The 25,297-nt window shown below is 36.7% G+C and carries 27 protein-coding genes; 3 read left to right on the top strand and 24 right to left on the bottom strand.

Annotation, left to right across the window (positions count from 1 at the left end; translation table 11 throughout):
• The 11 genes from EPU_RS03970 to EPU_RS03920 all read right to left on the bottom strand — a co-directional run bounded on the left by EPU_RS03970 (position 1) and on the right by EPU_RS03920 (position 9,751).
• Positions 1-606: a V-type ATP synthase subunit D gene (locus EPU_RS03970; RefSeq protein WP_010166986.1), complete on the bottom strand. Its 606-nt coding sequence runs from the start codon at positions 604-606 to the stop codon at positions 1-3.
• Positions 607-609: 3 nt separating this feature from the next.
• Positions 610-1,983 (bottom strand): V-type ATP synthase subunit B, encoded by a 1,374-nt coding sequence (locus tag EPU_RS03965; protein WP_010166984.1) that lies wholly within the window; start codon positions 1,981-1,983, stop codon positions 610-612.
• A gap of 12 nt (positions 1,984-1,995) precedes the next feature.
• On the bottom strand, positions 1,996-3,765 hold the full coding sequence (locus EPU_RS03960; RefSeq protein WP_010166982.1) for a V-type ATP synthase subunit A: 1,770 nt from the start codon (positions 3,763-3,765) through the stop codon (positions 1,996-1,998).
• Positions 3,755-4,393 carry a V-type ATP synthase subunit E gene (locus EPU_RS03955; protein ID WP_010166980.1) on the bottom strand — a complete coding sequence of 213 codons (639 nt, stop codon included), beginning with the start codon at positions 4,391-4,393 and terminating at the stop codon, positions 3,755-3,757. The genes EPU_RS03960 and EPU_RS03955 overlap by 11 nt, the downstream gene beginning before the upstream one ends.
• A gap of 16 nt (positions 4,394-4,409) precedes the next feature.
• Complete coding sequence (locus tag EPU_RS03950; RefSeq protein ID WP_010166978.1) at positions 4,410-4,718, bottom strand: V-type ATP synthase subunit F; 309 nt, start codon at positions 4,716-4,718, stop codon at positions 4,410-4,412.
• A 10-nt stretch (positions 4,719-4,728) separates the two neighbouring features.
• A complete protein-coding gene (locus EPU_RS03945; RefSeq protein WP_029487972.1) occupies positions 4,729-5,163 on the bottom strand; it encodes an ATP synthase subunit C in 435 nt (144 codons plus the stop codon).
• A 31-nt stretch (positions 5,164-5,194) separates the two neighbouring features.
• Positions 5,195-7,189 (bottom strand): V-type ATP synthase subunit I, encoded by a 1,995-nt coding sequence (locus EPU_RS03940; RefSeq protein ID WP_010166974.1) that lies wholly within the window; start codon positions 7,187-7,189, stop codon positions 5,195-5,197.
• Between the two features lie 23 nt (positions 7,190-7,212).
• On the bottom strand, positions 7,213-8,253 hold the full coding sequence (locus tag EPU_RS03935) for a V-type ATPase subunit (RefSeq protein WP_010166972.1): 1,041 nt from the start codon (positions 8,251-8,253) through the stop codon (positions 7,213-7,215).
• 5 nt (positions 8,254-8,258) lie between these two features.
• Entirely contained in the window at positions 8,259-8,576 is a 318-nt protein-coding gene (locus EPU_RS03930; protein ID WP_010166970.1) for a hypothetical protein, read from the bottom strand.
• Positions 8,577-8,710: 134 nt separating this feature from the next.
• Entirely contained in the window at positions 8,711-9,190 is a 480-nt protein-coding gene (locus tag EPU_RS03925; RefSeq protein ID WP_010166968.1) for a hypothetical protein, read from the bottom strand.
• Between the two features lie 48 nt (positions 9,191-9,238).
• Complete coding sequence (locus EPU_RS03920; protein ID WP_010166966.1) at positions 9,239-9,751, bottom strand: SEC-C metal-binding domain-containing protein; 513 nt, start codon at positions 9,749-9,751, stop codon at positions 9,239-9,241.
• A gap of 360 nt (positions 9,752-10,111) precedes the next feature.
• Between EPU_RS03920 and EPU_RS03915 the strand changes: the two genes are divergently transcribed.
• Both EPU_RS03915 and EPU_RS03910 read left to right on the top strand, forming a co-directional pair.
• Positions 10,112-10,306, top strand: coding sequence for a hypothetical protein (locus EPU_RS03915; RefSeq protein ID WP_010166964.1), 195 nt, complete (start codon positions 10,112-10,114; stop codon positions 10,304-10,306).
• A 12-nt stretch (positions 10,307-10,318) separates the two neighbouring features.
• A complete protein-coding gene (locus EPU_RS03910) occupies positions 10,319-11,014 on the top strand; it encodes a hypothetical protein (RefSeq protein WP_010166962.1) in 696 nt (231 codons plus the stop codon).
• Positions 11,015-11,064: 50 nt separating this feature from the next.
• Here EPU_RS03910 and EPU_RS03905 read toward each other — a convergent pair whose 3' ends face one another.
• The 5 genes from EPU_RS03905 to EPU_RS03885 form a co-directional block, all read right to left on the bottom strand.
• Complete coding sequence (locus EPU_RS03905; RefSeq protein ID WP_010166960.1) at positions 11,065-12,612, bottom strand: AbgT family transporter; 1,548 nt, start codon at positions 12,610-12,612, stop codon at positions 11,065-11,067.
• A 207-nt stretch (positions 12,613-12,819) separates the two neighbouring features.
• Positions 12,820-14,349, bottom strand: a complete 1,530-nt coding sequence (locus EPU_RS03900) for an AbgT family transporter (RefSeq protein ID WP_029487971.1) — start codon at positions 14,347-14,349, stop codon at positions 12,820-12,822.
• Positions 14,350-14,437: 88 nt separating this feature from the next.
• Positions 14,438-16,027: an NAD(P)/FAD-dependent oxidoreductase gene (locus EPU_RS03895; RefSeq protein ID WP_029487969.1), complete on the bottom strand. Its 1,590-nt coding sequence runs from the start codon at positions 16,025-16,027 to the stop codon at positions 14,438-14,440.
• A 15-nt stretch (positions 16,028-16,042) separates the two neighbouring features.
• The gene (locus EPU_RS11465; protein WP_052296454.1) at positions 16,043-17,230 is read right to left on the bottom strand and encodes a BaiN/RdsA family NAD(P)/FAD-dependent oxidoreductase; all 1,188 of its coding nucleotides are present in this window, start codon (positions 17,228-17,230) and stop codon (positions 16,043-16,045) included.
• A 27-nt stretch (positions 17,231-17,257) separates the two neighbouring features.
• Positions 17,258-17,860 (bottom strand): hypothetical protein, encoded by a 603-nt coding sequence (locus EPU_RS03885; protein ID WP_010166952.1) that lies wholly within the window; start codon positions 17,858-17,860, stop codon positions 17,258-17,260.
• A gap of 241 nt (positions 17,861-18,101) precedes the next feature.
• Between EPU_RS03885 and EPU_RS03880 the strand changes: the two genes are divergently transcribed.
• Positions 18,102-19,190: an ATPase gene (locus EPU_RS03880; protein WP_010166951.1), complete on the top strand. Its 1,089-nt coding sequence runs from the start codon at positions 18,102-18,104 to the stop codon at positions 19,188-19,190.
• Between the two features lie 2 nt (positions 19,191-19,192).
• On the opposite strand, the gene EPU_RS03875 is transcribed toward EPU_RS03880, so the two are convergent.
• The 8 genes from EPU_RS03875 to spoVG form a co-directional block, all read right to left on the bottom strand.
• Entirely contained in the window at positions 19,193-20,179 is a 987-nt protein-coding gene (locus EPU_RS03875) for an NAD(P)H-dependent glycerol-3-phosphate dehydrogenase (RefSeq protein WP_010166949.1), read from the bottom strand.
• A 21-nt stretch (positions 20,180-20,200) separates the two neighbouring features.
• Complete coding sequence (gene plsY / locus EPU_RS03870) at positions 20,201-20,809, bottom strand: glycerol-3-phosphate 1-O-acyltransferase PlsY (RefSeq protein ID WP_010166948.1); 609 nt, start codon at positions 20,807-20,809, stop codon at positions 20,201-20,203.
• Positions 20,802-22,130, bottom strand: a complete 1,329-nt coding sequence (der, locus tag EPU_RS03865; RefSeq protein WP_029487968.1) for a ribosome biogenesis GTPase Der — start codon at positions 22,128-22,130, stop codon at positions 20,802-20,804. Before der ends, plsY begins: the two co-directional genes overlap by 8 nt.
• A gap of 48 nt (positions 22,131-22,178) precedes the next feature.
• Complete coding sequence (locus EPU_RS03860) at positions 22,179-23,486, bottom strand: DUF512 domain-containing protein (protein WP_010166946.1); 1,308 nt, start codon at positions 23,484-23,486, stop codon at positions 22,179-22,181.
• Positions 23,487-23,547: 61 nt separating this feature from the next.
• Positions 23,548-24,321 (bottom strand): peptidoglycan editing factor PgeF, encoded by a 774-nt coding sequence (gene pgeF, locus EPU_RS11460; protein WP_010166945.1) that lies wholly within the window; start codon positions 24,319-24,321, stop codon positions 23,548-23,550.
• 3 nt (positions 24,322-24,324) lie between these two features.
• The gene (locus EPU_RS03850) at positions 24,325-24,690 is read right to left on the bottom strand and encodes a YraN family protein (protein ID WP_010166944.1); all 366 of its coding nucleotides are present in this window, start codon (positions 24,688-24,690) and stop codon (positions 24,325-24,327) included.
• A complete protein-coding gene (locus tag EPU_RS03845; protein ID WP_010166943.1) occupies positions 24,665-24,919 on the bottom strand; it encodes an EscU/YscU/HrcU family type III secretion system export apparatus switch protein in 255 nt (84 codons plus the stop codon). Before EPU_RS03845 ends, EPU_RS03850 begins: the two co-directional genes overlap by 26 nt.
• 81 nt (positions 24,920-25,000) lie before the next feature.
• On the bottom strand, positions 25,001-25,294 hold the full coding sequence (spoVG, locus tag EPU_RS03840) for a septation regulator SpoVG (RefSeq protein ID WP_029487967.1): 294 nt from the start codon (positions 25,292-25,294) through the stop codon (positions 25,001-25,003).
• Positions 25,295-25,297: the final 3 nt, after the last annotated feature.

Genomic DNA, 25,297 nt, shown 5'->3' with positions numbered 1-25,297 from the left:
TTATTTTTTAATCTTTTTCAACCTAAAGAAGTCTTCTCTCTCTTTTTCTTCTAAACTTTCACTAATTTGTTTTACTTGTTCTTTGTACTTAGGAATTTGAATATTAGATAGAGCATTAGTTCTCTTTTGAGTTTTTTCAATCTCCTTCGCCAATTTGTAAATCGAATTTTCTAGTACAGCAAGCTCATAGATTTGGTATTGAGCTTCTTTAAATTTTAGCGCTGCCTTATCAAAGGCACTATTAGATTCATAGAAACTATAATGTGGCACTAGTGGGCCTTTTTCATATCTAATTGTTGGAATTACGGATCCCATAACACTTTTTGGTAACACTTCAAATTTTTCATCTTTTGGAATGCTATAGGCAATTTCGTCTACCTTCTGGATACCCATTGTGATGTTTGCATTTTGCAGCGCCAAATACGCCTGCGCCATTATATCGCCTATCCCAGTCTGCATCGACTTTGCCTTTTCTACTAGCTCCATCATTTCGCGTATCAAAACGTTGCGCTTTTTATCTAGCAGTTCGTATCCAGACTTTGAAAGCTCCAGCGACGCCTTTGCCTTTAGTAGGTTACTCTTAGTTGGTGCAACTTGCATTGCCATAGATTACACCTCCCAGTACTTATCTAGCATTTCAGGCGGGATTCTATCTAGCTCCTCTTTAGGTAAAATACGAAGCATTTCCCATCCAATGTCCAATGTTTCTGTGATACTCCTATTTTCATGATTTCCCTGAGAAATAAATCTTTCTTCAAACTTTTTGCCAAACTTTAAATACAACTGGTCTATTTCGCTTAGATCATCTTCTCCTATAATTTGTGCAAGCGAGCGAATATCTTGAACATGCGAATACGCTGCAAATAGCTGATTAGTGAGGTCTACATGGTCTTCGCGAGTGTACCCTGCTCCAATGCCATCCTTCATCAAACGAGACAAAGACGGCAGTATTGCTATTGGCGGGTAGATTTGCTTTTGATTTAATTCTCGGCTTAGAACTATTTGTCCTTCGGTAATAAATCCTGTAAGGTCTGGAATTGGATGCGTGATATCATCGTTTGGCATCGTCAAAATTGGTATCAATGTAATGGACCCTTCTTTATTTTCGAGCATTCCAGCGCGTTCATAAATTGTAGATAAGTCACTATACAAATATCCCGGATAGCCTTTTCTAGATGGTACTTCTCCTCTAATCGATGACATTTCTCTTAGAGCTTCTGCGTAGCTAGTCATATCTGTAATTACAACCAATACATGCATATTTTTCTCAAATGCTAAGTATTCGGCAGCCGTAAGGGCGGTTCTCGGTGTAGAAATCCTTTCTACAATTGGATCATCTGCCAAATTTAAATACATAACAACGTGGTCTAATGCTCCAGACTCCTCAAAACTCTTTCTAAAATAGTTGGCATCATCGTGGCGAACGCCCATCGCTCCAAATACTATGGCAAAATTTTCTGCTGTCGCACCTTCGATTTTTGCCTGATTTACAATTTGGACCGCTATTTCATTGTGCGCCATACCATTTCCGGAAAATATTGGCAACTTCTGCCCACGAATTAATGTCATTAGCGCATCAATTGCAGAAATTCCAGTTTGAATAAAATTTCTAGGATACTGCCTAGCGACAGGATTTATAGGACGTCCATTGATATTTTCACGATGCGTCGATGCGATACTTAATCCACCATCAATGGGCTTTCCAACTCCGTTAAACGTTCTCCCCAGAATATCTGGGCTTAATGCTATCTCCAGTGGTTTTCCTGTAAATTGCACAGCAACATTTTCAGTCGAAATTCCTGTAGTCCCTTCAAAAACTTGCACTACTACATAATCGCCATCTATTTTGATAACTTTTCCCGAACGTATTTCCCTACTATCCACTGTAATTTTAACAAACTCTCCATAAGCAACCTCTGATACACCATCTAGCATAATAAGAGGGCCCTGGATTTTATCTAGTTTCAAATACTCTTTTACCATTTCTACACCCTCCTACTCTTGATATTTAGCTTTTAATTCATCATATCCTGCTTTAATTTTATCTGTTAACTCATCTAGCAGTGCAAGATTTGAGTTTGGCACATCATATTTCATCTTGATTATTTCTTGATATATCGGAACTTTTCTAATAATCGAAACAGGTATTCCTAATTTTACGCACGCCAATGCACTCTCATAAAATACATCAATGACCTTTAGCATCTTGTATTGCTTTTCAAGACTTACATAGGTATCTTCTTTATGAAGTGCATTTTGTTGCAAGAAGCTCTTTTTGATTGTCCTCGCGGTTTCTAGGATCAACTGCTGATCGTTTGGCAAAACATCCTCTCCAATCAGCTGAACAATCTCATTCAACTTCTCTTCTTCTTGCAACAACTTAACCATCTTTCCTCTAATATACATCATATCCGGAGCCACATTGTCGCGATACCAATCATGTAATATAGTTACGTAACTACTATAGCTTGTGAGGTAGTTAATTGCCGGATAGTGTCTTGCGTAAGCTAATTTTTTATCAAGCGCTAGGAATGCGCTCACAAAACGCTTTGTATTTTCTGTAACTGGTTCTGAGAAATCTCCTCCTGGTGGCGAGACTGCGCCAATTATTGTAACCGACGCCTCTTCGTTATTTAACGTTTTGACGCATCCTGCTCGCTCATAAAACTGTGCAAGTCTAGAAGGTAGATAAGCCGGATACCCTTCTTCTGCAGGCATTTCTTCTAATCGGCCAGCGATTTCACGGAGTGCTTCTGCCCAACGCGATGTCGAATCCGCCATAATGGCCACATCATATCCCATGTCTCTAAAATATTCTGCCATCGTAATTCCTGTATATATACTAGCCTCACGCGCAGCAACAGGCATATTAGATGTATTGGCAATTAGGATTGTTCTCTCCATCAAAGGACGATTTGTTCTAGGGTCAATCAAACTAGGGAATTCTTCCAGAACGTTTGTCATCTCATTTCCACGCTCTCCGCAACCGATATATACGATTATGTCGGCATCAGACCATTTTGCTAGCTGATGTTGCGTTACAGTTTTACCCGTTCCAAACCCTCCTGGAAGCCCAACTGTGCCTCCCTTCGCCACAGGAAAGAACGTATCTATTACACGTTGCCCCGTAATTAGTGGTTTATATATAGGCAAACGTTCTTTGGTTGGTCTACCTTTTCTAACAGGCCACTTCTGAACTAAAGTCAATTCATGTCTGGCACCCGATTTAAGCTCTATTACCACAACTGTATCTTCTATTTTATACTCGCCATCTGGTTTTACCTCTACTACTTTTCCAGCAACTAGAGGGGGTACCAATAACTTATGCAATACGCTAGCGGTCTCCTGAACCGTTCCATATACCGCTCCTGCTGCGAGGTAATCTCCCTCTTTAACGTTTAGCTTTACTTCCCATAATTTTTCGGTATCTATAGAAAGAAGACCAATACCTTCTGGAATAAAATTTGGAGAAATGCTTTCAATTTTCTTAAGAGGTCTTTGAATCCCATCGAACATATTTCCAAGCATACCAGGGCCAAGGCTAATTGACAGAGGATCACCCGTCGAAATAATTTCTTCGCCTGCTCTAAGCCCTTCTGTCTCCTCATATACTTGCACAGTGGCTCTATCTTGCTCTAAAATAACAACTTCTCCTATTAATCTTTGGTTTCCAACAGTTACCATCTCGTTTAATTTAAATGCACCCATTCCAGAGCCCATAACAACTGGGCCATTTACAAGCGTAACATTCCCTTTATTTTTCAAGTTCTTCACACTCCTTCTCGATAGCAGTCAGAACAAGTTGAGAAATCTCTTCGCTTTTGTTTTCGAGCACACTATCTAACGATAAATCTATTTGCATATTTGAAGCTTCTATTTTTACAATTAAGCCTCCTAAAACAATTTTATCATTTAGATCAAAGGCAACAAATTTAGTATTTGCGCCTTCAGCTTCCAGTTCATTTATTATTGCTTCCTTTTGATTTTTTAAGTCTTTTGGTGAAAGATATATCACAACCTCTTGATCAAAATATTCTTTTAGAGACTTTACGCTTTCTATAATCCATGTCTGATATTCTGCAGTGTCAGTGTATTCATTTATTCTATCCTTTAGCAATTCGTCTATAACATGGATGCAGTCCTCTTTTACCTGCATGATTTCCTTTTTTGATTCAAGCTTTGCCTTCGCTTTATATTGTGCAATTTTTGTATCGATAATTTTTTTATGATCGTCCACATATCTTTTGGCTTTCTCTTTGCTTTGCTGCTCTTGAAGCGCTCGTCTTTTTCTATAATCGCTTTCTATTTTGGCACGACCTTCTTGTAAATTATCTGATATGTCTTGCTGCATAAGCTTTGAGAACAAGGCAAGTTTTTGTTCTAGGGTTACCAATTTTTTCACCTCTCTTTTAAATTTTAATGCCCACAGATTCTCTAATATATTGTGAAATAGCATCTCCAGATCTTATTGTTCCATGTCTATCAGGAATTTCTATAATCATTGGAATCGCCTTTTTAAGCTTATATTCCATTACTTCTTCTTTTGCCAGATCTACAATTCTTTCTGTAAGAAGCAAAAGGCCGATCGTATCATCCCGAAAAACCGCATTGATTTCGTTTAGTACTTCTTTTCTAGAATGTACTACGACTCCATCTACACCGCAAAGACGCATTCCAACCCAGGTGTCCTTGTTATCACTAATTAAAAAAGTTCTCATATCCTTCGTCCTATGCAAACAAAATTAAAATTGAAATAATCATACCATAAATCGCGATACCTTCTGCCATACCTACRAAAATTAATGTCTTACCTAAGATTGATGGATCTTCTGATACTGCTCCGATCGCCGCAGATCCAACCGCACCAACTGCGCGYCCGGTTCCGATTGTTGCCATACCTGTACTTAATGCTGCAGCTATATATTTAAATCCTTCACCTACAGAAACACCAGCCACTGTTGCCACTACTTCATTTGTTGCAAGAACATCGCCATCAAAAATAATAAACGCCAACGCCATAACTATTAAAGTACTAAACGGAGCTACTGTTGTTAGAATTGCCTTTTTAATATTACCTTGTTTTTTGTTTTTCACTGCGCTAATGCCAGCTTCGATTGTAATTCCTGCAATAACTGCTGCTAAAATCGTTGTAATAATCATCATTGTTCTTTTACCTCTTTCTTATTTTTAATATTTATATACTTTCCTTATTGTTACCTAAAACGATTGGATTATATGCATATCCTTCTCCAGAAAAATATTTATTGAACATTTCATAATACTCAAGTCTCAAACACTGAATAAAAACAACTAGTCCTTCTAATGTTAGAATCAAGATGTTTCCTATAATTATAATCAAAACTTTTAGAATTGGACTTTCCACAAGCTCTGCCATAACTAAAAATGCCATAAATAATCCTGCATGGTTTAGTGCAAACGCACCAACCCTTATAAATGATATTGCATTACTAAGCGCACTTAACAAAGTCTCTAGYCCTTCAAATCCATTTTCCACAAAGTAGCTTCCTTTATCACCTTTAATTAAAGGACGCTTGCCTTCTATAAAATGAGTAAGTGGCTCTTTTAAAACCATAATAATCAAAGTTATAACTAATATAGTTACAAAAACTAATGGTGATATTGGTATAACTCCCGTAAACGCTACTGCCGTTAATACCAAGCTTAAATAAAAAATATATCCAACAATACCATGGCTTCCAAAAACGCCATGTTCTATGTCTCCTTGTTTTAGACTGTTAACAATTCCTATAAAATATGAAAGCGTTAATAGCACTACACCAACGATAACACTAGCAATCAAAATTGGTAAAATATTCTCGGGATCTAGCGGCGATCCGCCCAATATACTTGGCAACCACGGCAACTGATGCTGTTCTAGCCCAAACAAACTGCCATAAAAAAATCCAAATGCTATCGAAAAGCTTCCCAATCTCTTTAGTAGTCCCCCGGCAGCCACATTTTTCTTAGCAACTAAAAATCCTGCCAAAACATATATCGCTCCTTGTCCTATATCACCAAACATTATTCCAAATATAAGACACATTGTCATTGCCAGAAATGGTGTAGGGTCAAACTCTTTATATGACGGCAAACCATATAGATTTACAATCATTTCAAAAGGCTTAAACAACTTATTATTTTTAAGCAATGTTGGCGGCATAATCTTTTTATCAAATTCTTCTGGATTTTTATTGACCATTACATATTTATCTGTTACGCTCGCAACAACATTTTCTAAATCTTGCGCATCTTTTTCTGGTATCCAACTTCTAACCACAAAAACATTATTTCCATGATAAATTTGCTTGCTCAAATTGATTACTTCTTTTTCGAGCTCTATTCTTGTATATATACAATTTAACATTTTTGCTTTTTCATCTATATTTTTATAGACTATCTCATTGAGTTGCGCCGCTTCTTCTTCATATGCTGTCACTTTATGATGCAGTTGATCTTCTATCTGCGATATATCTCCCAAAAATTCATCTGGGATTCTAATTTTTCTCCAGTTTACAGACTTTAGGAGATGTTTGGTCTCATCAGCCAGATGATTAGGATAAATTACTAAATAAATATCTTCCTTTACATCAGTAATTTCTCCGACTCTAACTACAATTGCACTGATATTTTCATAATTTTTCTTAATTTGTACCGTATGCTCATATGATAATATACCAATTTGAAAACCAAAATTATTGAGCTCTGTCAGGCTTTTAAAATCAATATTTCTCTTTTTTACGCTATGAATTATATGCTCCAAATATTTTAGCTCTTTGTATTGTCTTTCTATGAACCCCAATCTATCTACTTTTTCACGCGAGTCTTCAACAAAAGCTTCGAGTTCTGCTTTTGCCGCAGTCAAATCATAGCCTTGCTTTACTTCAGTATAGTCTATTTTGAGATCTAATTTAAGTTGAGTTGCAATGCTCTGTACTATATTAGATATCTTCAATATTTCTTCTATTTTTACTGGTTCATTTATCGCTGCCAACACTTCATTACTTTGCAAGCTAGATTCATATTCATGAGTTGTAAAACTATCTTCGTGTAAGTCATCGAGACTAGCATTGATATGTGCTTTTTCACTTAAGATAAGCTGTTCTAAAATATTCTGTTCATCCGTTTGTGAAGCTACAAAACTTAGCATCGTCATTTTTTCAATAGCCACTTATACCATTCCCCTTTCTTTCTCTACGTTCTAATATTATTTATTAGATACTCTTTAATTTCATCCTTATTGAGTTGATATCTCAAGCCTTCGATAATAGCTATAATATCCTTTTGATCCATTTCCAAGGTATAGATATAGACCATAAGCTTGCCTATGCCAGATATATTTTCTTTTTCTAGCAGCTTGCTGTATAACCAATTATCTACCTTTTTTGAGAGCAAATCATTACTTTCAAAAAATATCTCTGCACCCAAATATTTGTTTGCCAACACACGGAATTTAGCTATATCTTCTACATAACATAGATTTTTTAGGCGGTTATAAGAAATTTTATATCCTTTTCCTAGGCTATATAACAAAATTTCTTCGTTATTTAATTCATAAAACCGTTTTGCTCGATATATCCACTCTACGTTAAGTCTATCTATTCGTTCCCCCAAGATTCTAGTGGCTATTACTCTATCTTTTTCGTGTAGACTCTTTGCTTTTTCTTTTAGAAGTTTATAATATGCGGCGTTAATTTTCATTTCTAAATGCCATTCACTAACTGCCAACTCATTTTTATCAATCGTTCTAACCGTAGAATAATAAATCGATCCATTTAAAATTTTTGTAAATTCAACTATATCCCTAGCTTCTAGCAGTCTGTTAAAATCTACAGTAGCATACTTTTTGCTATGAATAAAATTTTTACTTAAGCCATTATGCAACTCGTCTCGCATTAATGCGCGGATTAGTAATTCTATATCTCGTAATTCATATAGCTGCAACATTAATTTAAAAAACTCTTTGTATGCTCCAGACATAAAGTGCAACATTTTTTCTATTTCATATACATTTACGCACCAAAGAGCCACTTCTAAATCGTTTCTGTGAATACCATCTTCCGTTGCGTGCTCTTCCAAAAACATTTTGTACGTGTCCTTTTTAGAAATATAAGTAATTACTTGCTTTATGTCCTTAAGCTCAATCATACGACTAAAATCTTCGCGTGTTAGCAAAAATGGTTTGCGACTTTTTAGTTTGGCATCTACAGCATAATAAGAAACAAACTCATTCATTGAATTTAGCTCCTCTCGCTTTTTATCTCATTAAATAATTTTTCCACCAAACTACCTTTAACATTTATAAAAGCATTTTTAATAAGTAAGCATTCTTTTTGGGTTTGTTCATTAATTAATTCTTTTGTAATCTCTTGCTGTTGTTCTAGATTGTTTTCATAGTCTTCAACATCTTTTTTTGCCTGATCGAGAATACTTTTACACAACTGACTTATATCCTGATCCAAACTTTCCTGCAAATTTTTGAGATTTTCTTTCGCCAATTTTTGTTTAGCAGTAGTGTCTTTGTCAATTGAAATGATTTCCTCAAAAATATCCTTCATGATTAACCTCCATTTCTGTCTTTTTTGTGTATTGTGGGGCATATTTTTCCCTACACATACCATTTTACCACTTTTATATAAAAAAGAAATAGTTTTTTACATTCTTTAACAATTAAATTTTTCCAAATGGCTATTTATGAGATAGTCTCTTCCGTTTTTTTTATCGATTTAAAATGCTTTTTACCTTTAGCAGATGCGAAAAATTCATAGTTGACTGATTTATTGGTCACTATTTTAACTTTACTTCTTGCCACTACAATTTCTTTAATGTCCTCTTCTCCTATTTTTTCTCCCATCAAAACATATGCTTTCTGATCTATTACTAATACTTTAGAAAAACCACTTATGATGCTTAATATTACTAATAATATAGCAATCACAAAAGCATTTATATTAAACGGCATTCCCCCAATTGTTGTTAGTATTGTTATAATCAACATTCCAACAAACGCGCACACGGCAACAATGGTTAAGAAATCTTTCTTAAATACTCGAACTTCCACTGCATTCATTTCTTCTTTATATTTTTTATTAAGCTCGCCAATCATTGCTTTAATTATAAAAATAAGTACATATAGAACTGCTATAATAATGTAGGTCCACTTGATTTCCATTGTATATCCCTCCACAAAAATGGACACGGTATTGCCGTGCCCCACACATTACTTCTTATTTAAACAACAGTTTTTGTATTTTAGCCCGCTGCCACAACTACAAGGGTCATTTCTGCCTTGCTTTTTAATTTTCGTCATAGTTTTAGACTTGTTGTAGTCTCGCTTGATTTGTGCTTTTTCTATATCTGTTAGCAAAGAATCCCACTCTTTGAGAGTATATAACCAGTCCGCTTTTGCATCTAGCATATTCCAATACAATTTTTTGAGATCATAGTTCAGTTTTACATAACTATCGCCTACCATATCTTTTAATTCGTATGGACCATCGACCAAGCTCTCGTTAATTCCATCCACAAATCCCAAAAACTCATAATCGTTCATTCCATATTTGGCGCCCAGTTCCGAAATCGTTCCTTCAACTATTTGATCTGGATGTGATAGTAAACTTGCGTAAACATTTCTCTCTTTAGTCAAGTACTTTTCTACGACTTTTTTGTATTCTTCTGTAGAGCGAGCCTTTGCTTCTTCACCATAGTTTTCCCATTGTTCGTGTAAACTCATATCTAGTCTCCTTTTTTGCCTAAATAAGTACCTAGTATTTCCCCATAATATAAAACCTKATAATCTCCACTATTATAGAATTTTTCTAACTTTGCGTCAACTATTTTTTCTTTTTTAAATTAGAATTAAGAGGAATACTTATACTAAATTGTTTGCTATCTTCTAACATTTTATACGTATGTCACAAATATCTTAGCAAAACCATAAAATGAGGTTTACAAATATTTTAACTTCACTCCTCGGACATAATATTTTATATTGCAAGACGCAAAAGTATGCCAAAAAAATATTGTATTTTAAAATGTCACCTACATTTTGTCCGCTTCATAAACTGTAGATTATCAATAAGGAGGTATTTTTATGTCCAATCAACAATCTAATACTTTAGACTCTCTAGTAAATAATAAAATTACTGTCTATTCTAATCGCTATAGCTACTCTATTATAGTCTCTGAAGTTTGTCAAAATTATATGAAAGGCATCGAACTTGGGACAGGTCAAACTAAAATTTTCAACTTAGCTGATATTGCGTATATCGAATATATTTTACCTTAAGGAGGTCCCTGAATGAAAGAATTTAATCCCAAAATTCCAGCAAAAGCGGTGGCTAAAGGATCCACGAAATCTACAAACTATCTCAAACTCGTAGAAGAATTAAGAAAATCACCAACCTGTGGTATGCGTTCTAATATAACTCCAAACCCTGCAGATATAATAAAAATACCTACGCTACTTTCTGCAAAGCCMACATTATCATCAGCAGTTACTACAAAGCAAGTATCAAAAGATATAYCTRCTATTCATCCTCMACTCAATACACCGACTCCTGAAACTACTGATGCTGTTCATACCCAACTCAATGCATCGGCTCCCGCARCTACTGATGTAGTTTTTACTCAGCTCAATGCATCGACTCCTGCAACTACTGATATAGTTTTTAATCAGTCTACTGCACAAATGCCTGCATCTGCCGATATTGCTTATAATAGCCAATACCATTCTATACCTATTTGTGGTAGCCCTGCTTGCTTTGGACTTAATACCGCATTTCCAATAGATACCACAAAACCTCAAGCYGCCAACAACCTATGTCAATATATAAACCAAAAAGTCAGCATCCTTATAGCAGGAACTCAGCTACAAGTAGTTATTTGCGCCGTTACTCCTACAACAATACGAGCATTCGACTATATCAATGCCGCCATATTATATATAAATATCTCGCATATCGAAATTGTATCACCGCTTCCAATGCTCTATTAAATTTTTTCGCATTTAAAAACCTCCCCGCAAACAAAACAGGGAGGCTTTTTTTATACTCCAGCTGGCCCAAGTGGCAAGCCMAGTTGAAAAAATATAAGTAGTAATATGGTCCAAACTATCAAGAAAATCATAGAATATGGGAACATCACTCCTATTAAATTACCCAAAGTAAATTCTGGTTTGTACTTTCTCATATACGCAAGAATAACCCCTGTATAACTCATCATTGGTGTAATAATATTTGTTGATGAATCGGCTACTCTAAATGCTGCCGCAACCATATCTGGTGTCATTTCTGGATGAACTCTATATAGCATTGGAATAAAGATCGGTCCGAGCAATAGCCACTTTGAAGATAACCCTCCAACAAACAAGTTAATTACCGCTGTTGTAAGGATAAATCCTATAATTAATAGCATTGGCCATTCTCCAAACCCTAAATTTTCTAAGAATGTTGCCCCTAAATATGTTATATACGTYCCGATATTCGATTTTGTTAATAGTGCCAAAAAATTATAGCAAAAGAATGTCAAAACAATTACATATCCCATGTTTGAAATTTGTCTAGCAAGACCCATAACTATAGCTTGCGAATTATTATACTTTTTTATCGCCACTCCATAGAAAAGACCTGGCATAAAGAAGACGATCGTTATCATCAAAATAATATTATTGGTAAATGGCGTTATCATTTTTCCATTCACATCTGCATATGGTGCCAAAGGTCCAAAATACAATGCCACAATAATAACGATACCAAAAACCAATCCCACTACCGCTGAAATCAAACCAATATTTTCTTCYGGCTTCACTGTAAATTCTTCTAAATCTAGATCATCTGGAATTATAAATGATTGCTTTTCTAATTTTGGCGCTACAATTTTAATCGTAACCCAGGCACCTACTATCGACAATACAATTGTTGATACAACGATAAAATAATAGTTCATATATGGAACAGATAACGGCGTACCTCTAGAAGACATAAATGGAACACCTTGTGCTGCTGCAAAAATTTCTGCATTGGAACCAACAATAACATCGATTGGCGTTGCTGGAATCAAGTTTGCGCTAAACCCTGCAGATACCCCGGCAAATGCCGCGGCCATACCAATTAATGGATTTTTCTTAATTCCGGCATATAGCAATCCTGCAAGAGGAATTAAAATAATATATCCCGCATCAGACGCCACACTGCTCATAATTCCCAAAAATACCAACAATATAGGCAGCCACTTGTCTGAACATTTCATACTGATCTTTTTAATTAGCGTTGCCAACAGCCCCGAATCTTCTGCTATACCAACTCCAAACATTACAATTAAGATCAGACCTAACACTCCGCCACCATACGCTAACCAGTTAGCAAGTAAGGCGTTATCAAAAATCCAACGCACATTTTCCGCTTCTGCCATATTATTAATGGAGTATTTGATCGTTTCTCCACCAACTACACTTTCACCAAAAGTCAGGCCTCCCCAAAATACCGACAACAAAAATGTCACTACGTATAATATTATGAAAATAATTACTGGATCGGGAATCCGCTTACCTATCATTTCGACAACCGATGATTTCTTACCGTCTTTCTTCCTCATACTCTCCTCCTCATAATTAGTACTTAGTTCTATTGCATTGCTTATTTTATGCAAAAAAATCTAAATTTATGTTGAAAAGGTATTAATTTTCTTATATTATATTAAAATTTCACCAATGATTTTCTCTATCACTTAATTTTTATCTACGGCAGTAGACATATTTTATCTCCCCAATAAAATTGGTAAGATAAGGAAAAACCTTTGTTTCTACACTCCAGCTGGTCCCAGAGGTAAGCCCAATTGAAAAAATACAAGCAATAATATGGTCCAAACTATCAAGAAAATTATAGAATACGGAAGCATTACTCCTATTAAATTGCCCAGYGTAAATTCTGGTTTATACTTTCTCATATACGCAAGAATAACTCCTGTATAAGTCATCATTGGCGAGATAGTATTTGTTGATGAGTCTGCTATTCTATATGCCGCGGCAACGAGGTCGGGCGTCATTTCWGGATGCACTCTGTATAGCATTGGAACAAAGATTGGCCCTAGCAATAACCACTTTGCAGACAGCCCTCCCACAAACAAATTGATTACTGCTGCTGTAAGAATAAACCCTATGATCAATAGCATTGGCCATTCTCCAAAGCCTAAGTTTTCTAAGAACGTTGCCCCTAAATATGTTATATAAGTTCCAATGTTTGATTTTGTTAACAATGCTAAAAAGTTGTAGCAAAAGAATGTCAAAACCAGTATATATCCCATGTTTGAAATYTGCCTAGTCARCCCCATAACTATAGCTTGTGAATTATTGTATTTTTTTACTGCTACGCCATAAAAAAGACCTGGCATAAAAAATACGATCGTTATCATCAAAATAATGTTGTTGGTAAATGGCGTTATCGTTTTTCCACTCGCATCTACATATGGTGCCAAGGGGCCAAAATATAGTGCTCCAATAATAATGATACCAAAAACCAATCCCACTACWGCKGCAATCAATCCCATATTTTCTTCCGGCTTTACTGTAAATTCTGTTAAATTTAAATCTTCCGGAACTATGAACGATTGCTTTTCTAATTTTGGTGCCACAATCTTAGTAGTGATCCACGCACCCACTATCGACAATACTACTGTTGACGCAACGATAAAATAATAGTTCATATATGGAACAGATAACGGCGTACCTCTATAAGATACGAACGGAACATTTTGTGCCAGTGCAAAGATCTCGGCATTGGAACCTACAACAATATCGGCTGGAGTTGCCGGAATCAGGTTTGCACTAAATCCTGCAGAAACCCCTGCATTTGCTGCARCCATACCTATTARCGGATTTTTCTTGAGCCCTGCATATAGCAACCCTGCCATAGGTATCAAAATTATAAATCCCGCATCTGAYGCCACATTACTCAAGATTCCCAAAAATACTAGTAATATAGGCAACCACTTATCTGAACATTTTATACTAATTTTTTTGATCAAYGTTGCTAGCAGTCCCGAGTCTTCTGCTATACCAACTCCAAACATTACGATCAAGATCAGACCTAGTACCCCACCACCATAGGTTAACCAGTTCGTAACCAATGCGTTATCAAAAATCCAGCGTACATTTTCTACTTCTGCCATATTGTTGATAGAGTATTCGAGCGTTTCGCCAAATGTCATATCACCCAAAAATACTGATAACACAAATATCACCGCRTATAATATTATGAAAATAATTACTGGATCAGGAACTCGCTTGCCTATCACTTCGATAATCGATGTTTTTGTACCACCTTTATTTTTCATCACAACCTCCTCATAGTTAGTTATCTTGCATTACGTATTCTATGCAATAACTCTAAATCTATGTTGGAAAGATAATGAATCTTTTATATCATGGTAAAAATTTGCCAATTATTTTTTCTGCAACCTGAATTCCATCTACTGCGGCAGACATTATACCTCCTGCATATCCAGCCCCTTCTCCTGCAGGATAAACGCCTCTCACATTGCTTTCAAAGTTTGCATCACGCGTTATTTTGATAGGAGATGAGCTTCTTGTTTCAAAGCCTGTGATAATTGCATCTTTATGATCGAAGCCTTCAATTTTTTTGCCAAACGCTACAAGCGCATCTGCTATTGCATCACCCACTTCTCGCGACATATGCTCTCTCAAATTCACCATCGTTACGCCCGGCTTGTATGTTGGCTCAACGCTTCCAATTTTGGTTGTTGTAATATTATTCAAAAAATCTTCTACTCTCTGAATCGGTGCATTATAATTATGTCCTGCAATGTCGAATGCCAACGATTCCAGCGATTCTTGCATGCGCACCCCTTCCAAAGCATCGGCTGTTGCAAAATCTTCTCGGGCAACATTTACCAGCAAGGCGCTGTTAGCATTATCTCCATCKCGTTTATAAAAGCTCATTCCATTTGTCACCACTCGCCCTTCTTGAGAGCTGGCTCCCACAACAACTCCTCCAGGACACATGCAAAAGCTATACACATTCTTCTCTCCAACTTTACAAGATAATTTATAGTCTGCAGCCTCTAAMGCYGGRTGATTTTGAAACTCCCCATACTGAGCCTTGTTAATCCACTCTTGCTTATGCTCGATTCTTACACCCATAGCAAATGGCTTTTGCTCCATTTTAACCGAGGTTTGTGCCAACATTCTAAAGGTATCTCTCGCGCTATGTCCCAACGCTAGTACACATGCTGTTGCAGGGATTTTCCATACTTCGTTCGACTTTGTATTTTGCACAGCTATTGCTTTTAGCTGATCATCTTCTATTTGCAGATCTGCYARYTTTGMATTAAACATAAACGTGCCACCAAGATGCTCAATTTCCTTACGCATTTTTACAATAATTGACCTTAACAAATCTGTACCAATATGCGGTTTATGCTTATATAAGACATCCTCTGGCGCACCGAATTTAACAAATTCTTCCAACACTTTTCGACATCTAGGATTCTTGATTTGAGTGGTCAACTTGCCATCAGAAAATGTTCCTGCACCACCTTCTCCAAATTGTACATTAGAGTTTTGATCCAATATTCGGCTTTCCCAAAATTTTTTTACATCTTCAACTCGTACATCTACTTCGCTTCCTCGCTCTACCACCAAAGGCTTATAACCACTTTGTGCCAAAATTAGCGCAGCAAACAAGCCGCATGGCCCTGCTCCGACAATTACGGGTCTAGCCCCCAACGCAGCAGATCCCCTTGCCGGATACTCATACGGAACAATATCCGATTTAGTCGCTCGCTTTTCTCGTATCAGCTGCTCATCTTTTGTTGTGGCAACATCCACGGTGTAAACAAATTTGATCTCTCTCTTTCGCGCATCAATAGACTTGCGAATTATCCTTAAATCTATTACATCTGCAGCACCTATTCTCAACTGTTTAACCACTTTAGCTAATAGCAAATCCTCGCTTTCATCTAATTTGAGACTAACTTCATTCACTCTAATCATTTCTATGTCTCCCTTTTAACTGCTATATATACTTCTAGCAACTGCGGCTGCCGTCGACCAAGCCCATTGCAAATTATATCCTCCGCARTCTCCATCTACATCTACCACTTCTCCCATAAAATATAGACCTTTGATCTKTTTCGACTCCATTGTTGCAATATCAATATCTTCTAGACTTACCCCTCCTATMGTTGCTTGTGCAAATTTAAATGACCGAGTYCCTGCGATGGCAAATTTAAGCGATTTCATGGTTTTGGCCAAATTCTCAACCTCTTCATATTCCAGGGTGTCCACRCTGCGAGTTGCTTTTCCTAGATCGGCTGCCTTGATAATTGAAATAGCAACCTTTTTGTTTTGCCATCCCAAAAACATTTCTGCAACTGTGTGATGCGGATTTTTTGCAATCCTCGAATAAATCATTGCAATAACTTCTTCTTCCGTTAGATCTTTCACCAAATCTAGCGTTATTTCTGTGGTGAGCGCATTAGAAATTTGCCTACTTATATTAAATATTGCCGGGCCCGACAACCCATCTTCTGTAAATAAAACTTCTCCATACTCCGTTTTATCTCCTGCCGTCACTTTTGCTTTCACTCTTGTTCCTTGTAACATTTTGCAATATACTGTATTTGACTTTATGTGTACCAAAGTCGGAAGTAATGGCTCGATTTTATGCCCTAATTTTTCCAAAATTTTATAAATCGTATAATCTTCTTTTACGCCAGCAAGCCCTCCCGTCGCTATTACAACTTTAGCCGCGGTGTATACCTTCCCATCAATCGTTTCTAGAGCAAAATGCCCTTTTTTATATTTAATATCAACTACAGCAGCATTTGTCACGACGTCAACTTCTGCCGCATTGACTGCAATTCGTAGCACATCTAGTACACTACTAGCCTGTTCCGAAGCCGGGAAGATCTTTGCGTTTTCTGAGATAGGTACAATTCCCAAGTTTTCAAAAAACTCGATAGTTTGTTCATATCCAAAGGCTGTAATGGGCGCAAAAAAACTTTTTTTATAGTGTGAGTGAAAATTTTCTGGCAATAGTTTTTCATTCGTGAGATTGCATCTACCGTTTCCTGTTGCCAATAATTTTTTTCCTACCTTATCATTTTTTTCTAAAATAGTTACAGAAGCTTTGTTCAGCAGCACTGCACATGCGAGCCCTGCAGCTCCTCCTCCAACAATCACTACCTCTTTCAATGTTATCCTCTTTTCTATCTACTCGCTCTACTCGCTTAAATTTTGTAGCAATCTTTCTATATAGAAAGGGTTATCTTCTAGCTTTAACTTATCTACCTCCGATACAGCAATGACTTCATGTGCAAGCAGAGTGTTCTCATAGCTCGAAAAATCCTTTGCTTGTAGACCCAGTTTTTGAAACCCATTCTCTAAGCAAATCCCTATTTCGTTGTCCATAATGCCCAAATAATATGTCACTTCTTGTGGTTCCACAATAACATTTTTTTCTAGTACAACTTTGTCGTCACTAAACTCCACAACATCATAACTTTCATAAAGCACCTCCAATTCTTCTTTTGTAAGACCCATAACAGAATATGCGTTGAGCTCATTTGTGGAAACAACCTCGCCATTCTGATCGACAGCAATCTGCTCAACTTTAGTAGTTGGCAAAACCACAGGATCTTTTATCTCTTTAACCGGAGGACCCATCACAATCTCTTGCTCGATTTCAACGGGTGCAGCGGTTTCTGCATTCAAATTTGGAATTGGCACAGTATCTTTGTCATAACCAAATTTATTCACTGAAAAAAAAGTTGCCGAAAACGCAACAATTCCTACTATTATCAGTGAAAGTATGAATTTTATCATAAAAAAACCTCCCAAAAATTTTAATAATAAAGATTATTACCAAAATTTTGAAGTTTTACACATCATTTTTTAATATTTCTTTGAAGCAACTTTCAAAAAATTCAGTTATGTATCTGTTACTATTAATGTCGCATCCGCGATAATTTGCAATTATAGATTTGTTTTGTATAACTCACTTCGCATACTTTGATCTTTTTTAACATAATTATTAGTGATAGAAATTTCCTTATTAGGAGGTAGTATGGATACTTTAGGCAATACCAAACACGTATTTGCAAGTAGCAACACTTACAAAGGTATAAGCTCACTACTTAGTGACAGACTAGATCATCTTAACACATCTACACTCTATATTATTAAAGGCGCAGTTGGCACCGGCAAATCTTCATTTTTAAAACGTCTAGGCAACTTTTTGGCAGACACAGGCCAGGAGATCATTTTTTACCACAACACTATCGATACTTCTTTTCTTGATAGCATCTATATTACAAATTCCAACATACTCATTACAACTACGAACAGCATTGATATTAGCAGCTCTCTACATTCGTGGACAGTAATTGATTTTGATTCGCTTATCGATAAAAGCAAGTTATCTGACGATGATGAATTTGTATTAAACACTTTTAATTCTGCATTCACAAGAAATTTGGAAAAATCTAAATTTTATCTCGAAAGCGCTCAGGCCATATATAAGTCATATCTCCACTCTACCGAAATAGGCTTGCTTAAATCTGCAAAGTTGAAGTATGAAAATGCGCGCATCAAGAATGTATTTCAATTGGCTCCTGAAAAAGAAGGCAACGGCAGCGGGCATGCTACGTATCTATATAGCTATGCTTTAACCAGTAATGGCATCGTAGACTATATTCACACTTTAATAGGCAAAAGCAAAACTATATATCTAATTAAGGAAAATCTTGTATGCCAGTCTAAAGATCTAATGCGTAGATTACACAATCTTTTTTTACACAACGGCTATGATATCTCCTGCTCATTATCTCCTTTTGACAAAGACAAAATTGAAGATATAGTTGTACCAGAACTTTCTTTTGGTATTACAGTTAGCAATCTATTTAGAAAGCCAAAAATCTTTCCAACTGATATCTTCGATTTCGATCATTGTGTCGACTACGAAGCGCTTGTACCTATAGCTGCAGAGTCTGATAAAGATTTTACTTTATTTATGTCTTTACTCGATAAAGCATATTTTGCAATGGACCAGGCAAATCAAGATCTTATCAATACCAAAAAATTTCATTCCAAATACCTGAATTTTGATAAAATAGATGTACTATTTAGTGAATTAGCAGAAAATTTTATCAAATAAYCCTACTCTTCCATTTTCGAATCGCGGCACATTAATTTCTTAATTTCTTTTCTTACAGAGGCATCTTCAAATAAACTCCTGTAGATTGCTTCTGTAATGGGCATTTCTACTCCACACTTTTTGCTAAGCTGATATGCCGCTTTTGTAGCCGGGATTCCTTCTACCACCATATTAACTTTTTTGATGGTCTCATCTAGTGAAAATCCTTGTGCAATCAATTCTCCTGCACGCCTATTTCTACTATGCCCACTTGTGCAAGTTACGATCAAATCGCCTATTCCTGCCAACCCATTAAGCGTATTGATTTGCGCACCCATTGCAACACTCAATCTCGAAATTTCGGCAATTCCACGCGTCATCAAAGCGGCCTTAGTATTATCACCATATCCCAATCCTTCTATTGCCCCTGCCGCCAATGCAATAATATTTTTTAAAGCACCTCCTAGTTCCACTCCCACAATATCTTCGTTTAGATACACTCTAAAATATGGAGCAGTAAATACTACCTGTACAACACGAGCGGCCTCCAAGTTTGTGGAGCTCACCACTACCGCTGTTGGCATATGCCTTGCAACTTCTTCTGCATGACTTGGCCCAGAAAGTACGACCACGTCGTTAGCTATCTCTTCTGCAATCACTTCCGAAAACCTGCGTAACGTATCGGGCTCCAACCCCTTTGCCACATTTACAACTACCGCATCTTCTAGCAAATATGCTGCTATATTTTGGGCAGTTGAACGAACCGCAAACGATGGCACTGCCACCACAACGATTTTGGCTTCTGCCAATGCTTCGCTCATATCGGACGTGATATATATTTCTATTGGAATTTTCACTCCCGGAAAGCATCGTTTATTTTCCCTATGCAATAAAATTTCTTCTTTCTCTTTTTCATCAAAACACCATATCGTTACATCATTTCTATTATCGTTTAATAACAAAGCCAGAGCCAGTCCCCAGCCTCCTGCACCTAATACTGTCACATTCATGTTGTCATCTCCCAATTATATTTACTTTTTGGTTCCTACCTTAGATTCAGTTCCTTTTATCATTCTGCCAATATTTGAATGATGCCGAAAGATTGTTATTCCAGCAATGACAAATCCCAGTATCACTGCCTCTCTTCTATACGGCGCAGTTCTATATAAAAAATAGATGCATACCGGCACCGAACTTGTAAGTAACATAGAGCTTAGCGAAACTATCTTAGATAATTTCAAGCTGATATAAAAAACTATCGTTGAAATTAGCCCAATTCTAATATCTATCATATAAATTGCGCCAACAGTTACCGCAACACCTTTGCCACCCTTAAATCCAAAGTATATCGGATAGCTATGACCTATTATTGCCCCAATTGCGGCATAAAGCGCTGCTATTATCTGATGATCCGCATAGCAAATCTTTGCAATTACCACGGCTATCGCAGCCTTTGCAATGTCGCAACAAAACACTGCAATTCCTGCCTTTTTGCCATAAATTCTAATGACATTGGTGCTGCCTGCATTACCGCTTCCTTGCTCTCTAATATCTTTGCCTCTCATGTATTTGCTATAGATTATTGCAGATTGGATACTGCCTAACAAGTATCCAACTACGAGCATAATTACTCTATACATCTTTCGCCCCTTTCTCTCTTACAATAAAGTGAATCGGCGTACCCTTAAACCCAAAAGCTTCACGCATCTGATTTTCGATATAACGTTGATACGAGAAGTGTAATAAATTTTTGTCATTTACAAATAAAATAAATGTAGGAGGTTTAATGCTTACCTGAGTCATATAATATATTTTTAATGCTTTGCCCTTATCTGACGGCGGCTGATTTTGCCCCATTGCCTCTATAAGCACATCATTTAGAACTCCCGTGCTGATACGCAGCGTTTGATTTTGAGCGATGATTTTTATGGTATCAAAAAGTTTGTTTACTCGCTGCCCCGTCAATGCCGAAATAAATGCGCAAGGTGCATATTTCATGTATGCCAACGTATTTACTAGCTCTTTTGTAAACTGATTCATAGTCTTGTCATTTTTTTCGATAGCATCCCATTTATTTACAACTATTATCGAGCCTTTGCCTGCCTCATGAGCCATTCCAGCAATCTTCGTATCCTGTTCCGTAATTCCTTCGTTTGCATCAATTAAAATCAAAACTATGTCCGCTCGTTCTATGGCAGAAATGGTTCGGATTACGCTATATTTTTCGATGTCCTCCTTTACTTTTTTACGCTTTCTTACCCCTGCTGTATCTATTAGCACATACTTTTGCCCATCAATCACAACTTCAGTATCTACACTTTCTCTCGTTGTTCCTGCTATATCGCTTACAATTACTCTGTCTTCTCCCAAAATTTTGTTTACAAGAGAACTCTTACCTACATTAGGTTTTCCCACTATTGCAACTTTTATAGCATCTTCATCTTCAATTTCTACATATTCTTCTGGAAAATGTGCGCATACTTCATCTAGCATATCTCCCAAATTTAGCGGCTGACTTGCAGAAACAGGGATCGGCTCTCCAAGCCCCAAGCTATAAAACTCATATATCCCCATATGATACTTTGCCATATCATCTACTTTATTTACCACCAACACCACTGGCTTTTGCGATTTGCGTACCATATTGGCAACATGCATATCGCTATCTACAACTCCGGTTTTTACATCCACCAAAAATATAATTACATCTGCAGTATCAATTGCCACTTCTGCTTGTTTTCGCATTTGCGATAAAATAACGTCGTTGCTATCGGGCTCTATCCCTCCTGTATCAACAAGCGTAAATTTTTTGTTAAGCCATTCTGCATCTGCATAAATTCTGTCTCTTGTTACTCCGGGTGTATCATCGATAATCGATATTTTTGCCTTTGCCAATCTATTAAATAGAGTAGATTTTCCCACATTTGGTCTACCCACTACCGCTACTACTGGTTTATTCATAACTGTTCCTTCCGTGTGTGCATCTTCTGCATCACTCATTTAATTTTTCTATACAAGTAAGTTAATCCACGCGCATCCATCGCTGTGCGGCATCACCTGTACTTCGCTGTTCAACTCTGCTTCTAATTGCGCAACGGTTTTATTGTCCAAGAAGATGTCCTCATCCATTTTCAGCATGTTATCAGCAATTAAAATTATTTTTCCTTTCAGATCTACATTTTTTAAATTTTTTATTATATCTTCTGCTGTTATCAATCCTGTTACGGTGACTGTCTTTCCAAAATATTCGTTTTTCACTTTACGTACATCTATTTCTATATCTGGAAACTTCTCATTTACTAGCTTAACATTATTTGCCATAAAATCATAGGCAATTTCCCCAACAGGACAAATATATTTTGCCGCCACGTCGCTTTCTTCTATTTCAGCAAGTCTCTTAGTCAACTCATATCTAAATTTAGCCAACATTCCGACGCCATTGTCAATTACCGGAAACCCTTCGTAATTTTCATATTTTGGCATTTTTTCTTCTGCAACTACATAAAATTCATCTGCTGCAAATACAAAACGCGTATCCATTTTCTCCAGATAAAATTTTTGCCACTTGTTTACTGTTTCTATCACTACTGCGGCGGACTGCTTGTCAAAGACCTCTACTTGCGCCAATTCATTTCGAAATTTTGTAACTCCAACCGGCACAATGCTCAACGACAAAATGTTGGGAATGAATTCACTAAGCGCTTTAATAGTATCATCTAAAACTTTGCCATCATTTAAACCTTTGCATAAAACTATCTGTGCATTAATCTGAATACCCAAACCTATAATACGTCGAATATGTTCTAAAATTTCACCCGCTCTCTTATTAGTAAGTATATCTCTTCTAACTGCTGGATCTGTGGCATGAATCGAAATATTTATCGGCGAAAGCTTATGTTTGGCGAGTCTAGCGTAATCTTCTTCTAGCATATTTGTCAGCGTTACATAGTTTCCATACAAATACGACAGCCTCCAATCATCATCCTTGAAATATACGGTCTTTCGCATATTGGGTGGCAGCTGATCTATAAAACAAAACTTACACTTGTTCTGGCAACTTTTTACCTCATCCATCAAATCTGTTTCAAATACCAATCCCAAGTCTTCATCTTCATCTTTTTCAAAGCTTAGCAGAACCTCTTCGCCATCACTGCTTTCTATAAGTAATTCAATATTTTCACTGCAAACTAAAAATCGGTAATCAAAGACATCCACTACTTCTTCTGCGTTGATTGATACCAAAAAATCTCCAGCTTCTATTCCTAATTCCTCTGCAATTGAGCCTTCTGCAACTGCGCATATTCTATGTTTTTTCATATTTACACCTTTTTTATATTATTTGTTTTTTTGCTGCAACAACTGCAGCAATTGCCATATTCTACCTTATTGCCATAAGCCCTGCTGCCAAGCCTCTCTCCGCACCATCTCTCCGATGCGAAAAAAACTTATCTGCATTGTTCGGGCAACACGTACATTCGCCTGCAACATAAATTTTTGATACTCCCACACTTTCCAAGCTTTTTTTATTACATGCCCATAGGTCAATATTAAATTTTCCCGACTCCGCATTAGCAGTTACAAATTCCTTAAATATTTCCTTTTCCATAAATATATCGCTTACATCGTTGTGTACTTCAAAACAGTTTTTACAGATAGAAGGTCCGATTCCTACTTCTATCTCTGAAAACGGCACTCCAAACCGCTCATTAAATGCCACTGCCATCGATTTACCTATCTCCAAAACAGTGCCCCTCCATCCGGCATGCGCCATTCCTATTGCAGTCACTGTTGGTGCATAAAAAAATAGAGGTACGCAATCAGCATAGTATGTCACGAGCGTTATACCCTTTTCGTTGGTGTATATTCCGTCCACATCAGTAAACCGATTTGGCTTTGTTACACCATTGCCGCAATCGGACTTTTTTACAAACCTAATATTTTTTGTATGAGTTTGGTTAGATGCGACAAAACTCTCTAGCTCTACACCTATAGCATCTGCAACTATTTTATAATTTGTTATAACAGCCGCGACGGCGTCACCTCTAGAAAATCCCATATTCATGGAGCTATAAACCCCGGTGCTTACGCCTCCATCTCGTGTAGTGTATGCTTGTATCGCAGCTGTTTCTTCCCATTCCTTAAACGTGAACATTGATTAAGCCTCCTCAAATGCATTCACAATATGATTAATGCTTTCATTACCAAAAACTTCGATTACATCGAATCTACAAAATGCATCCAATTGCGTAGCAAACAAATACTGCTTAGCAGTGGATATGATCTTCCTCTGCTTCTGCAGTGTCACAGCTTCTTTTGGCGTCCCATATTGATTTTTGGATCTATACTTTACTTCAGCAAACACAAGATATTCACCAGCCTTAGCAATTATGTCTATCTCACCATTTTTAGTTCGAAAATTTGTTTCTATAATTTCGTATTGCTTATCTAGTAAATAATTTTTCACCAAAAGCTCATACTTGGCACCTATTTCTCTACTATTTAATTTTCGCATATAGTTCATCAATATCTCCCACCATAATTAAAATTTTAGCCACCAGTTCATAAACTTCTTCTGGTATTTGACTACCTATCTCCACCTCTGTTAAAAGATTTGCCAAATTTTTATCTTCATATACAGGAATCTCATTTTTTTCTGCAGTAGCAATTATATTCTCTGCAACCTTCCCCTTCCCTTTTGCTGTTACCTCTGGCGCCTCGGCTTTATATGACAATGCAACTGCTTTTTTCATCGTTTATATTTCTCCTCTCTTTATTATAAAAATAGACAAAAAAAAACTTCTTACAATTAGTGTAAGAAGCTATGTAATAATTTATTCTTCAAAAGCCGCCACTTCCTCAAAAGTATCTTCATCGGAAATTTGAATCATCTCATATTTTTCTAAAATAGTTTTTTGGATTTTGTCTCTTGTTTCAGAGTTTATAGGGTGTGCTATGTCTCTAAACTCCCCGTCAAGAGTCTTACGTGATGGCATTGCGATAAATCTTCCTTTATCTCCTTCGATAACCTTTATGTCATGTACCACAAATTCGTTATCAAAAGTTACTGATACTACCGCCTTCATTTTTCCGTCTTTATTGATTTTTCTCACTCTGATATCTGTAATTCC

The sequence above is a fragment of the Candidatus Epulonipiscium viviparus genome (genome assembly GCF_000171335.1).
In the GTDB taxonomy this organism is placed as follows: domain Bacteria; phylum Bacillota; class Clostridia; order Lachnospirales; family Cellulosilyticaceae; genus Epulonipiscioides; species Epulonipiscioides viviparus.
Note: the sequence above shows the minus strand (reverse complement) of the source record. Positions and strands in the feature narration are given on the sequence as shown.

Excerpts from the sequence above, each read along its gene's own strand:
- EPU_RS03860 (WP_010166946.1), bottom strand. The coding sequence starts at position 23,486 with ATGAAAAAACATAGAATATGCGCAGTTGCAGAAGGCTCAATTGCAGAG.
- EPU_RS03930 (WP_010166970.1), bottom strand. The coding sequence starts at position 8,576 with ATGAAGGATATTTTTGAGGAAATCATTTCAATTGACAAAGACACTACT.
- EPU_RS03920 (WP_010166966.1), bottom strand. The coding sequence starts at position 9,751 with ATGAGTTTACACGAACAATGGGAAAACTATGGTGAAGAAGCAAAGGCT.
- EPU_RS03880 (WP_010166951.1), top strand. The coding sequence starts at position 18,102 with ATGGATACTTTAGGCAATACCAAACACGTATTTGCAAGTAGCAACACT.
- EPU_RS03970 (WP_010166986.1), bottom strand. The coding sequence starts at position 606 with ATGGCAATGCAAGTTGCACCAACTAAGAGTAACCTACTAAAGGCAAAG.
- EPU_RS03875 (WP_010166949.1), bottom strand. The coding sequence starts at position 20,179 with ATGAATGTGACAGTATTAGGTGCAGGAGGCTGGGGACTGGCTCTGGCT.
- EPU_RS03845 (WP_010166943.1), bottom strand. The coding sequence starts at position 24,919 with ATGAAAAAAGCAGTTGCATTGTCATATAAAGCCGAGGCGCCAGAGGTA.
- EPU_RS03915 (WP_010166964.1), top strand. The coding sequence starts at position 10,112 with ATGTCCAATCAACAATCTAATACTTTAGACTCTCTAGTAAATAATAAA.
- EPU_RS03885 (WP_010166952.1), bottom strand. The coding sequence starts at position 17,860 with ATGATAAAATTCATACTTTCACTGATAATAGTAGGAATTGTTGCGTTT.
- EPU_RS03925 (WP_010166968.1), bottom strand. The coding sequence starts at position 9,190 with ATGGAAATCAAGTGGACCTACATTATTATAGCAGTTCTATATGTACTT.
- EPU_RS03850 (WP_010166944.1), bottom strand. The coding sequence starts at position 24,690 with ATGAACTATATGCGAAAATTAAATAGTAGAGAAATAGGTGCCAAGTAT.
- EPU_RS03935 (WP_010166972.1), bottom strand. The coding sequence starts at position 8,253 with ATGAATGAGTTTGTTTCTTATTATGCTGTAGATGCCAAACTAAAAAGT.
- der (WP_029487968.1), bottom strand. The coding sequence starts at position 22,130 with ATGAATAAACCAGTAGTAGCGGTAGTGGGTAGACCAAATGTGGGAAAA.
- pgeF (WP_010166945.1), bottom strand. The coding sequence starts at position 24,321 with ATGTTCACGTTTAAGGAATGGGAAGAAACAGCTGCGATACAAGCATAC.
- plsY (WP_010166948.1), bottom strand. The coding sequence starts at position 20,809 with ATGTATAGAGTAATTATGCTCGTAGTTGGATACTTGTTAGGCAGTATC.
- EPU_RS03965 (WP_010166984.1), bottom strand. The coding sequence starts at position 1,983 with ATGGTAAAAGAGTATTTGAAACTAGATAAAATCCAGGGCCCTCTTATT.
- EPU_RS03950 (WP_010166978.1), bottom strand. The coding sequence starts at position 4,718 with ATGAGAACTTTTTTAATTAGTGATAACAAGGACACCTGGGTTGGAATG.